Here is an 11,475-nt window from a genome sequence, read left to right on the forward strand (position 1 = left end):
CTCGGACCGGGGGCGGGGGTTGCCCGACCCGATTTCCACCTCCAGTTGCGGATTTCCGGCATGTCCTCGCCGTGTTTCCGGATGTAGTTCTTGTGGTCGAGCAGCTTGTCGCGGAGGAACTGTTTCACGTAGGCGGCGCGCGAGCCCAAACCCGGCACGCGATCGATCACGTCCCCGACGAGATGGAAGCGGTCGAGATCGTTCATCACCACCATGTCGAACGGGGTGGTGGTCGTGCCTTCCTCCTTGTAGCCGCGGACGTGCAGGTTCTTGTGGTTGGTGCGGCGGTAGGTCAGGCGGTGGATCAGCCACGGATAGCCGTGGAAGGCGAAGATGATCGGCTTGTCCGTGGTGAAGAGCTCGTCGAAATCCCTGTCGTCCAGTCCGTGCGGATGCTCGCTCCGGGGCTGCAGCGTCATCAGGTTCACCACGTTGATGACGCGGATTTTCAACTTCGGGAAATGCTGCCGCAGCATCTCGACGGCGGCGAGCGTCTCCAGCGTCGGCACGTCGCCGGCGCAGGCCATCACCACGTCGGGGTCGCCGCTCTTGTCGTTGCTGGCCCACTTCCAGATGCCGAGCCCGGCGGAACAGTGCTTCGTGGCCGCGTCCATGGTAAGCCACTGCAGGGAGGGCTGCTTGCCGGCCACGATGACGTTGACGTAATGTTTGCTTCGCAGGCAATGGTCGGCCACGGAAAGGAGCGTGTTGGCATCCGGCGGCAGGTATACGCGGATGATCTCGGCCTTCTTGTTCACCACGTGGTCGATGAAGCCCGGGTCCTGGTGGCTGAAGCCGTTGTGGTCCTGCCGCCACACGTGCGACGTGAGCAGGTAATTGAGCGAGGCGATGGGCCGCCGCCACGGGATCTGGCGCGTCACCTTGAGCCACTTGGCGTGCTGGTTGAACATCGAATCCACGATGTGGATGAACGCCTCGTAGCAGGAGAACAGACCGTGGCGCCCCGTGAGGAGATACCCTTCCAGCCATCCCTGGCAGAGATGCTCGCTCAGCACCTCCATGACCCGGCCGTCCGGGGAGACGTGGTCGTCGGTCGCAAGGATCCTGCCGGTCGAGACGCGATCCGTGATGTCGAAAAGAGGGGTCAGGCGGTTCGATGCGGTCTCGTCGGGGCCGAAGACCCGGAAATTGCGATGCTCCCAATTCCGCTTCATCACGTCCCGGAGGAACGTTCCCAGGACCCGGGTGGCTTCCTCCTCCACCACGCCCGGCCGGGGGACGGAAACGGCATATTCCCGGAAATCCGGCATGCTGAGGTCCCGAAGGAGCATTCCTCCGTTCGCGTGCGGGTTGGCGCCCATTCGGCGTTGGCCTTCCGGCGCCAGTTCCGATATCTCCGGAATCAGTCTGCCGTTCCGGTCGAAAAGCTCCCCGGGCCGGTAGCTCTTCATCCACTTCTCGAGCAACTTCAGGTGCCCGGGGTTCCCGGCGATTCCCGAAAGGGGCACCTGGTGGGAGCGGAAGGAGCCTTCCGTGGGCAGGCCGTCCACCTTCTTGGGCCCCGTCCACCCCTTGGGCGTGCGGAAAACGATCATCGGCCAGGAAGGGCGGTTCCGGAAGCCTTTCGTCCGGGCCTCGGTCTGGATCTCCCGGATCTCTTCGACGATCGCATCGAGGGTCGCCGCCAGGAGCTGGTGGACTTTTTCCGGATCGTCTCCCTCGACGAAATAGGGGTGATATCCGTACCCGCGGAAAAGTTGTTCCAGTTCGTCATGGGGGATGCGCGCCAGCACGGTGGGGTTGGCGATTTTGTAGCCGTTGAGGTGCAGGATCGGCAGGACCGCCCCGTCGTGGACGGGGTTCAGGAATTTGTTCGAGTGCCAGCTGGTTGCCAGCGGTCCGGTCTCCGCCTCGCCGTCCCCCACCACGCAGGCGACCAGCAGGTCGGGGTTGTCGAACGCGGCGCCGTACGCGTGAGCCAGGCAATACCCGAGTTCGCCGCCTTCGTTGATCGATCCCGGCGTTTCGGGGGCTACGTGGCTGGGGATGCCGCCGGGGAAGGAAAACTGGGTGAACAGTCGTTTCATCCCCCGCTCGTCCCGGGAGACGTTCGGATACAGCTCGCTGTAGGTGCCCTCCAGATACGTGTTGGCCACGAGGCCCGGTCCTCCGTGACCGGGTCCGGTGAGATAGATCATGTTCAGGTCGTACTTCTTGATGATCCGGTTGAGATGGACGTAAAGGAAGTTCAGTCCCGGCGTCGTGCCCCAGTGGCCAAGCAGCCGCGGCTTCACATGCTGTTTTTTCAACGGTTTTTTCATCAGCGGATTGTCGTACAGGTAGATCTGGCCGACCGACAGGTAGTTGGCCGCCCGCCAATAGGCGTGCATTTTCCGCAGCATTTCCGGGGACAGCGGCTTTTTCATGGGGCTTCTCCTTAGGTCCTTCGTTTTCCGGACCCTAAGGCGCTGGTTGGAAGGGCCGGCCCGGGCCGCCTGTCCCCGGGCCGTAAGGGTCCTATTTCCCGAATACCTCCTTGAAAAACTTCTGCATCTCGGCCCAGGACTTTGCGTCCGCGTCGGCGTTGTATCCGAGCGGAAGGCTGAATTTTTTCGCGTAGTCGTCCGCACCCGGATTCGTGAAACTATGGAGGGCCCCCGGATAGGAAACCACCCGGAAATCGGCGCGGGCCGCCTTCATCTCCTTTTGGAAATCCTCGACCTGCCCGGGGGGAACGAACTTGTCATCGGCGCCGGTAAGGACCAGGACCCTCGCCTTGACCGCCCCGGGCTTTGCCGGAGACGTCGTCGTCAGCCCCCCGTGAAAGCTGACCACTCCCTCCAGGTCGATTCCGTCCCGTGCCGTCTGGAGGACGACGCCCCCGCCGAAACAGTACCCGATGGCGCCGATCCGCCCGGGGTCGGTGAATCGATGTCCCTGGAGAACCTTCCTGGCGGCCAGAAACCGTTCGCGCCCGAGGTCCATGTTCTTCCGGATCTCCCCGGAGAATTTCGCGGCGTCGTCGGGATGCTGCGCCTTCTTCCCTTCGCCGTACATGTCCACCGCCAGGGCGACGTACCCCAGTTCGGCCAGCATCCGTGCGCGCCTTCTTGCGTACTCGTCGTGCCCCCACCACTCGTGGACCACCAGAATGCCCGGCCGTTTTTCCGAATGGCCGTCGTCGTAGGCCAGGTACCCTTTCATCGTCGTCCCTCCGGCGGAGTACTCCACCGGTTCCCCCCGGATCTCGCCCTGGGCGGATGCGGCGATCGCAGCCAGAAAGAAGATCGTCCCGATGATCCGTATCATATCGTCCTCCTCATGGTTTGTCCGGCCCCATTGAGATGAACGGTCGTCCCGGCGGATTCACGTTTCCGCGGCGGAAAGGAAATCGGTTGCGGGATTCCCCTTCCCTTCATACAATCAAGAAATCGTCTTGATAATCCATCTTGCCGGAGGAGGGATCATGGGAATGAAAGGATCGAGGACGGAGAAGAACCTGCTTGCGGCGTTCGCCGGGGAATCTCAGGCCAGGAACCGGTACACCTTCTATGCGGGCATTGCGTCGAAGGAGGGTTACGAAGGGATCGCCGCCATCTTCCTGGAGACCGCGGACAACGAAAGGATGCATGCCAAGCGGTACTTCGATCTGCTCGAAGGGAGGGACGTCGAGATCACCGCCGCCTACCCGACGAAAATCGGCAACACCGCCGTGAATCTGGAGGCGGCCGCCGCCGGGGAGCATGAAGAGTGGACCCATATCTACCCGACGTTCGGGAAAATCGCCGAGGAAGAGGGTTTCAAGGCGGCGGCGACGATCTTTTTCCGGGTTGCGGACGTCGAGGTGGAGCACGAGAAGCGGTACCAGAAGCTTCTTGCCCGCGTGAAGGAGGGGTCTCTCTTCAAGCGGAAAAAACCGATCCGTTGGAAGTGCATCAAGTGCGGGCGCATCCATGAAGGGACCGAGGCGCCGGAACGCTGTCCCACGTGCGCCCATCCCCAGGCGTGGTTCATCCCCGCGGAGGAGAATTACTAGATCCCGGCCGGGACGCCGGTGAAGGCCGGGGGGAAGCGGCGGGCAAGGGCAAGTCGTCAGGACGTCGTTTGCGCGGGGAGGGGCAAAGAGAAAAGATCCCCCGCCATGACAACCCGGTTCTTCCCCATGCGCTTTGCCGCGTACATCGCCTCGTCGGCCGCACGCATCAGTTCCGCCGGGTCGCCGGCATATTCGGGGTAGGAGGCGACGCCGATACTGACCGTCACTTTCGTCGGCTCCCCCTTGGGATCGTGCGTCTTCTCGCGGGTCCGGTCCACCCGGATGTCGAAGCGGATTTCCTCGATGGAGGCCCGCAGGCGTTCCGCCGTGGCGAGTGCCTGCTGGGCCGTCACCTCGGGGAGGATGACGGCGAATTCCTCCCCTCCGTACCGGCAGCCGATGTCGACTTCGTAGCCACGCTTCCCGTCGATTCGGCGTATGCTGCCGAGGATCGATTCGGCGACCCCCCGCAGCACTTCGTCTCCCGCGAGATGGCCGTGCCGGTCGTTGATCCTCCGGAAGTCGTCCACGTCGAGGATGAGCAGGGAGAGAGGGCGATGATACCGTTTCGCGCGCTGGATCTCCGAGTTCAGCCGGTAATGGAAGTACCGGTGGTTGTAGAGGCTGGTGAGATTGTCCCTGACCACAAGATCCCGGAGGCGCTCCTCCCGGGCACGGATCGTCCCCATCATGAAAACCCCGGTGAAGGCGACGCACAGGTTGGTGATCGATACCCATCCCCACTTGATGATCTCGTAGGCGAAGGTATGCTGCAGCGCGTTGTTCTCGAAAGGCATCGCCACGGGCGGGATCAACCCGTAGTGCTCGACCAGGAGAAGTCCGCCGTACGCGATCATCCCCCCCATGGCGATGGCATAGGTGTCCGAGTCCTTCTCCATGATCAGGGCGGCCTCGAGGGTCAGGACCAGGTACATCGTCCAGAACCACGACACGGCCCCCCCGCTGAAATGGACCACGACGGAAACGAAGACCAGGTCGAGAAGCAGCTGGATCTGGTTGAGCGACCGGATCCTCTTGATCCTCTTGTAGGAATAGTGCAGCCAGGCGTTGTAGGTGGCCACGAAGGACCACGCGATGACGGGAAAGACGCAGTGCCTGACGGTGATCATGGTGAGGTCGGCGGAGATGTCCTGGAAGAAGATATAGGGAACGATCCCGTACGCCGCGAGAATCACGAGAATGACCCATCGGGCATGGATCACCAGGCCGGTGCGCTCCCGGGCCACCTTGAGCAGCTCCAGTTCTTCGGTGGTGGGGACGTCGATGGCCATGTGGGAAAGTTTCTTCATGCGATCCCGGGACATACCCTTCCGCCTCGTCCCCGAAGGCGTTTTTGTCTCCCTCCGCTCCTTCAGGGACAAAAACGATGCTTCCGCGCGGAACCTTGCCCCTGGAGGAATCTATCGGCAATCCCGGGGGAAAACTTTCCCCCGGTTGCGCATTTCGGCATCGCGTCACGGTCCGGTATGGTTGTATAATGCCAGCGGATCGGAGGAACCGGAAACGATGAAGTCCAAGCGCGTCTATCGCGTGATCTTCCAGAACCAGGGGAACGTCTACGAGCTTTATGCCCGAAAGGTGAGCCAGGGCGATCTGTTCTCTTTCGTCGAGGTGGAGGACATCCTGTTCGGGGAGCGCGGCGGAGTGCTTGTGGACCCCTCGGAGGAGAGGCTCAAGTCGGAGTTTTCGGGCGTCAAAAGCACCTACATTCCGCTGCAGGCGATCGTGAGGATCGATGAGGTGGAAAAGGAAGGGGTGAACAAGATCATCGCCGCCGTCGGACCCAAGGACAACATAACGCCCTTCCCCTTGCCGCTTAGCCCTCTGGGAGGCAAACCCCCCAAAGGTTGACCCGGCAACCCCTCGTTATTGCGGGGGGAGGGGCAGGCAGTACCGGATGTGGATAAAAATGGTGATTTCCGCCCCGTTTCCCTACCCGCCGGGGGAAGAACGCTTCGGTCCGTATCGAAATTCCGCATAACATCCGGTGGCTTCCCGGCTATCGGGGGAAAGATCCGGAAGGATATTTCATTATTGTTTCTCGGAATTTTCCACAGATTTTGCGGAATTTCTGTGGACAGGTTTGTGGAATATTTTCGACGGACCAAGCCTGCCTTGACGAAGAGACGCGTTGTCTATTTTTTAGGCAGGTGTCCGGCCGGGGACGGGGTATCCGGATCAGTATCCTCTGCTCGGCTGCCACCAGTCGAAATTTCGGGAAGGACCCTTTACGACCGTGAGCCGGGACTCCACCTGGTCCAGGAAGAGGGGCTCGAAGACCCCCTTCGAAAAACAGGGGAACCATCCCGTAAAACGGTTGTTGGCGTATTGGGAGGCGCGGTAAGACGCGTCGAGGTTCACCGATGTTCGGATTTCGTTCACCCGGGTGACGGAAATCGTGTACTCTCCCGTAAGCCCCCGGAAGACGTGGTATCGTTCGGGGCTGCCGCAGAAACAGTCTTTCGAATCGTATCTCCCGAGTTCGTACTGGCGTAGGTCGATGGTCCCATCTTCCGCGACGATCCTTCCCGACTCCTTATCCATGGACGTAACCCGGATGTTCCGTTCGGAAAGAGAGGCGAGAACGGCTTCCCATACTTCGTTGTATCTTTGTCCGTAGATCCGGGAGGAAGGGATCGCCTCCTTGGGAGGAGGGAACGTCGCGCAGCCGGCGAGACAGGAAAACCCGTTGGCTACCAAGAGCATGATCGGGAGATATCGCATCGATATTTTCATCGCCGGTCTACGAATCCTCGTTCTCTCCGCCTGATTCCCGGAGCGTGATCGTCGCCCCATCCAGTAAATCGTAGTGGAAACCGGGGAGAAGCACAAGCACCGGTGCGCACAAAGGGGATATCCGATGGAGGTTATTCCTTCACCTTCTTCGCCCGGTATTGGGAGTAGGCGTCCCGCACCGCGACGTACGGGTCGATGGCCGACTTCGTGAGATCCTCGTATTCCCCGATCCGGATAGACACCTCGTTCTCCGCCTTGAACGCCTTGATGCCGACGATTACCTCGGTGTCCCCCGCGTAGTTGACCGGATCCAGGAAGGAATCCCCCGCCGGCCCGATCGCGTCGCGCAGGCTCGAGGGCCTGAGCAGCGGCAAAACGATGTACAGTCCGTGCCCGGCCCCGTATTTCCCGAAGGTCTGTCCGAGGTCCTCGTCCCGGGGGGAGAGGTGGAAATCGTTCCTCGCGGGGTCGAAGGAGCCCCCCGATCCCCGCAATCGTGTTGATCGCGAACCGGAGCAGCTCCACCCCGGAGTTCCGGATCTTCCCCTGCAGGAGGTTGTTCACGAACCGGATGGGCATCCCGGTGTTCGAGAAGAAGTTCCGAACGGAGAGCCGCACGCCCTCCGGGACGACCGCCCGGTATCCCCGCGCCACGGGTTTCATCACCCAGTAATAGGCCTTGTCGTTCACGACGAACAGGACGCGGTTCAGCGGTTCGATGGGGTCCGCGATGGCGGGGGGCGGGGGTTCCTCCGCAAACGGCTCCTCCGTGGGAGATGGCTCCACGGAAGAGGGATCGGCCACCGCGCCGTCCCGGGAAATCGTTTCCGCCGCCGCCCCGGCCTTTTCGCCCTCGACGGTCCCGGCCGCAGGTCCCCCCCCCGCTTCCGCGGCGAAAGCCGTCGCCGGAGGGAAGAGGAGAAGCGCGGCGGTCAGACAAGCAATAATAGAACGTCCGGTCATTGTTACTCCCGTGGGTTTTTCCCCGACGCAATTTACCCCACCGGGGACATTCCAAGGGGGGACATTCCTATCACTGGGTGGGGACACTCCTTTTATTCTCGTCGATAGAATCAGGAGTGTCCCCGGAGTGTCCCTGCCCAGCGCACCTTAGGTTCCGGGAAATCCCGGGACGATTCATCCCGTGCGGGAAAGCAACGTTTTCGTGAAAATTCGATCTAAAGGTATCGGAAGATGCCCATCGGCACGTTCCGGAGGAACCGCAGGCGATATCGAGGCCCGAAACGCGACCGGCAAGGAGATCCGATGCTGTCATTGGCCGAGACGATCGGGGAACGGATCCTCCTGGCGATCCGCAACATGGGGAGGATGACGATCTTCCTCTACGCCGCGGTCGCGACCCTTCCCTTTCCTCCTTACCGGGTCCGACGCATCGTGAAGCAGGTTCACTTCATCGGAGCGAAGTCCCTGTTCGTCATCGTCCTGACGGCCGCATTCACCGGGATGGTCCTCGGCCTCCAGGGATACTACACGCTGCGCAAATTCGGTTCGGAAGGCCTTTTGGGATCCGCGGTGGCCCTATCGCTCATCCGGGAACTGGGGCCGGTCCTGTCGGCGCTCATGGTGACCGGTCGGGCCGGCTCCGCCCTGACCGCGGAGATCGGGATCATGCGGATCGGCGAGCAGATCGAATCGCTGGAGTCGATGGGGATCGACCCGGTCAAGTTCCTCATCCCCCCCCGGCTTCTCGGGGCGATCGTGTCGGTGCCGCTCCTCACGGCGATATTCGACGTCGTCGGGATATTAGGAGGGTACGTGGTGGGGGTAAAGCTCCTCGGGGTGAACGCCGGCGTCTTCTTCGGACAGATGGAGGCCAGCGTGGAGTGGAATGACGTTGCGAACGGACTTATCAAATCGCTGTTCTTCGGACTGATCATCGCGTGGGTCTGCACGTTCAAGGGGTATTTTACCGGCAGGGGGGCGGAAGGGGTCAGCCAGTCGACCACGTCCGCCGTCGTCCTCTCCTCGGTACTGGTCCTGGTGGGCGACTACTTCCTGACCTCGGTGCTCCTGTGAGCGACCCATCCCCGATCTGCGAACCGTGCGGGCTCGAAACGCTTCCCGCGCCGGACGGGGAACCGGTCATCCGGCTGGTGAACGTCGAGAAGACCCTCGACGGGAAAAAGGTGCTGGACGGGGTGAACCTCGACATCCCCCGCCAGAGGATCACCGCGATCATCGGCCTGAGCGGGGCGGGTAAGAGTGTGATGCTCAAGCACATGATCGGGCTCATCCGGCCGGAACGCGGACAGGTCCTGGTCGACGGTGTGGACATCTCCCGTCTCTCCCGGGAGGAGCTTTACAAGGTTCGTCGCCGATTCGGGATGCTCTTCCAGGGGGGGGCGCTCTTCGACTCGCTTACCGTGTACGAGAACGTGGCGTTCCCGCTGCGGGAGAAGACGGAGCTGGGGGAGGGGGAGATCCGGGAGCGCGTCCTCTCGCGCCTGGCGCAGGTGGGGCTGGAGGGTGCCCAGGGAAAATTCCCCGACGAGCTGAGCGGGGGGATGGTCCGGAGGGTCGCCTTTGCCCGGGCAATGGTGACGGATCCGGAGATCATCCTGTTCGACGAGCCGACCACGGGTCTGGACCCCATCATCCGGAACTCGATCCTGAATCTTATCTGCCACACGTATCATCAGCACGGCTTTACGATGGTGATGATCAGCCATGATATCCCGGAGATCTTCCTGTGGAGCCACTACGTCGTGGTGCTCCACAACGGGAAGGTGGTCGAGGCGGCTCCTGCGGCGGAGGTTGTGCATTCCGTCAATCCCTTCGTTCAGCAACTGATCCGGGGGGACATCACGGGGCCGGTCCATCTCATGTAGGAGGATGGGTATGCAGCGACTGAACATCGAAACGGCCGTAGGCCTGTTCGTCCTTCTCGGGATCGGGTGCCTCGCATGGCTTTCCGTGAAGCTCGGGAAGCTGGATATCGTGGGGGGAGACTACGTTCCCGTGCACGCGGAGTTTGCCTCGGTTTCGGGGCTGAAAAAAGGGGTGAGCGTGGAGATCGCGGGGGTCGAGATCGGGAAGGTGGAGTCGATCACGCTGAACAACGACAAAGCCGATGTCCTGATGAAGATCCGGGCGGGGGTCAGGCTGTCGGAGGACACGATCGCATCCATCCGGACCCGCGGGCTCATCGGGGACAAGTTCGTGAACCTCTCTCCCGGGGCGTCGGACCGCCTGATCCCCCCCGGCGGGAAGATCCGGGAGACCGAGTCCGCCGTGGACCTGGAGGGGCTGATCGGTGAGTTCATCCACGGAAGCGCCAGGTAAGGCGGTCCCGGAAGGGGCGCAGACGCCCTCACGGCGGAATTATTATGCCTGGGCACTCCTGACAGCCGCCCTTTGGGCCTTCCCCGGTTTCTCCCTCGCCGGCGCGCCCACCGAGCAGATCCGGGGGACGATCGACCGGGCGATCGAAACTCTCAAGGATCCCGCGCTTGCGGCAAAGGGGAAGAGGGAGGAGCGCCGGGGATTGCTTCGGAAGGAGATCGCGCCGGCGTTCGATTTCGCGGAGATGTCGAAGCGCTCCCTCGGGACCCGCTGGCGCGAAAGAACGCCCGAGGAACGGAACCGGTTCGTCGTCCTTTTCCGGGAGTTGCTCGAAAACTCCTATCTCGGGAAGATCGAGGGATATGAGGGGGAGGCGATCCGGTACGGCAAGGAGACCGTCGACGGTCCGTACGCCGTGGTGAAGACCCTGGTCGTCACCCGGAAGGGGCAGGAGATCCCCGTCGATTACCGGATGCTCGTGGACGGCGGCAAGTGGCGGATCTACGACGTCGCCATCGAGGGGATCAGTCTGGTGAACAACTATCGGTCCCAGTTCAACAGCATTCTGCAGAAATCGTCCTTTGCGGAGATGATGGAGAAGCTCGGCGCAACGGTCCGCGAGCAGAAGCCATAGCCGGTTAGCGGTGCGGGAGGATAATGTCCGTGGAGGAGCGGGTCCGATGACACGAACCATCGGCTTTCTCGCGCTGGCGGGGCTGTTCCTGCTGGCGGGATGCTTGGCGCCCCGGAAGGTGAATCTTCCGGAAGGGGAGCCGTATCCCCGGGACGGGAAGCCGCAGGCGGAAGAGATCTATCACCTTCCCACCGGCCTTACGATATCGCCGGACGGGATGATGGACATGATTTCCGGGGCGCGGCTGGTCTGCGTGGGGGAGACGCACGACAACATCCACGCCCACCGGGTCGAGCTCACCGTCATCCGGGAGTTGTTCCGCCGCTTCCCCGGCCGCATCGCCATCGGGATGGAGATGTTCCGGAAGCCTCAGCAGGATGCCCTCGACCGCTGGACGCGGGGGGAGCTTACCGAGCTCGAGTTCCTGAAAGCGGCAAAATGGTTCGACAACTGGGGCTCCGACTTCGGCTATTACCGGGACATCCTCCTGTTCGCGAAGGAAAACAGGATCGACGTCGTCGCCCTCAACCCTTCCGAGGAGCTCCAGGAGGAGGTGAGCCGGGTGGGGCTGGACAACGTTTCGGAGGATCTCCGATCGAAGCTCCCCGAAATCGGCGAGGCGGATCCCTATCAGCGGGCCGCGATGAAGGCGGTGTACGGGAGTCACCTCCCCACCGGGGGGATGTTCGACTCCTTCTTCCGGGTCCAGATGCTCTGGGAGGAGACGATGGCCGAGAGCATCGTCGACTACTGGAAAAGCCCGCGCGGGGAGGGGAAGAAAATG

13 protein-coding genes are annotated in these 11,475 nt (G+C 62.1%); 8 read left to right on the top strand and 5 right to left on the bottom strand.

The window, feature by feature from the left end:
* The coding region (locus VJ307_07175) for a phosphoketolase family protein (GenBank protein HJX73921.1) at positions 1–2,387 on the bottom strand (2,387 nt) is incomplete at its 3' end.
* Positions 2,388–2,478: 91 nt separating this feature from the next.
* On the bottom strand, positions 2,479–3,270 hold the full coding sequence (locus tag VJ307_07180; GenBank protein HJX73922.1) for a dienelactone hydrolase family protein: 792 nt from the start codon (positions 3,268–3,270) through the stop codon (positions 2,479–2,481).
* A 163-nt stretch (positions 3,271–3,433) separates the two neighbouring features.
* On the opposite strand from VJ307_07180, the gene VJ307_07185 reads away from it, so the two are divergent.
* On the top strand, positions 3,434–3,997 hold the full coding sequence (locus tag VJ307_07185) for a ferritin family protein (protein ID HJX73923.1): 564 nt from the start codon (positions 3,434–3,436) through the stop codon (positions 3,995–3,997).
* A 56-nt stretch (positions 3,998–4,053) separates the two neighbouring features.
* Here VJ307_07185 and VJ307_07190 read toward each other — a convergent pair whose 3' ends face one another.
* Positions 4,054–5,322 carry a GGDEF domain-containing protein gene (locus VJ307_07190; protein HJX73924.1) on the bottom strand — a complete coding sequence of 423 codons (1,269 nt, stop codon included), beginning with the start codon at positions 5,320–5,322 and terminating at the stop codon, positions 4,054–4,056.
* 202 nt (positions 5,323–5,524) lie between these two features.
* Between VJ307_07190 and VJ307_07195 the strand changes: the two genes are divergently transcribed.
* Positions 5,525–5,869, top strand: coding sequence for a DUF1820 family protein (locus VJ307_07195; GenBank protein HJX73925.1), 345 nt, complete (start codon positions 5,525–5,527; stop codon positions 5,867–5,869).
* Positions 5,870–6,196: 327 nt separating this feature from the next.
* On the opposite strand, the gene VJ307_07200 is transcribed toward VJ307_07195, so the two are convergent.
* Both VJ307_07200 and VJ307_07205 read right to left on the bottom strand, forming a co-directional pair.
* Positions 6,197–6,754: a hypothetical protein gene (locus VJ307_07200; protein HJX73926.1), complete on the bottom strand. Its 558-nt coding sequence runs from the start codon at positions 6,752–6,754 to the stop codon at positions 6,197–6,199.
* 131 nt (positions 6,755–6,885) lie between these two features.
* Positions 6,886–7,248 carry an MlaA family lipoprotein gene (locus VJ307_07205; protein HJX73927.1) on the bottom strand — a complete coding sequence of 121 codons (363 nt, stop codon included), beginning with the start codon at positions 7,246–7,248 and terminating at the stop codon, positions 6,886–6,888.
* 2 nt (positions 7,249–7,250) lie between these two features.
* Here VJ307_07205 and VJ307_07210 point away from each other — a divergent pair, with 2 nt between their 5' ends.
* The 6 genes from VJ307_07210 to VJ307_07235 all read left to right on the top strand — a co-directional run.
* Positions 7,251–7,427 carry a hypothetical protein gene (locus VJ307_07210; GenBank protein ID HJX73928.1) on the top strand — a complete coding sequence of 59 codons (177 nt, stop codon included), beginning with the start codon at positions 7,251–7,253 and terminating at the stop codon, positions 7,425–7,427.
* 593 nt (positions 7,428–8,020) lie between these two features.
* On the top strand, positions 8,021–8,791 hold the full coding sequence (locus VJ307_07215) for an MlaE family lipid ABC transporter permease subunit (protein HJX73929.1): 771 nt from the start codon (positions 8,021–8,023) through the stop codon (positions 8,789–8,791).
* A complete protein-coding gene (locus VJ307_07220; GenBank protein ID HJX73930.1) occupies positions 8,788–9,603 on the top strand; it encodes an ABC transporter ATP-binding protein in 816 nt (271 codons plus the stop codon). Before VJ307_07215 ends, VJ307_07220 begins: the two co-directional genes overlap by 4 nt.
* 10 nt (positions 9,604–9,613) lie before the next feature.
* Positions 9,614–10,057, top strand: coding sequence for an outer membrane lipid asymmetry maintenance protein MlaD (gene mlaD, locus VJ307_07225; GenBank protein ID HJX73931.1), 444 nt, complete (start codon positions 9,614–9,616; stop codon positions 10,055–10,057).
* Positions 10,029–10,691, top strand: a complete 663-nt coding sequence (locus VJ307_07230) for an ABC transporter substrate-binding protein (GenBank protein ID HJX73932.1) — start codon at positions 10,029–10,031, stop codon at positions 10,689–10,691. The genes mlaD and VJ307_07230 overlap by 29 nt, the downstream gene beginning before the upstream one ends.
* Positions 10,692–10,737: 46 nt before the next feature.
* The coding region (locus VJ307_07235; protein ID HJX73933.1) for a ChaN family lipoprotein at positions 10,738–11,475 on the top strand (738 nt) is incomplete at its 3' end.

The organism is Candidatus Deferrimicrobiaceae bacterium, assembly GCA_035256765.1.
Taxonomy (GTDB): domain Bacteria; phylum Desulfobacterota; class Deferrimicrobia; order Deferrimicrobiales; family Deferrimicrobiaceae; genus CSP1-8.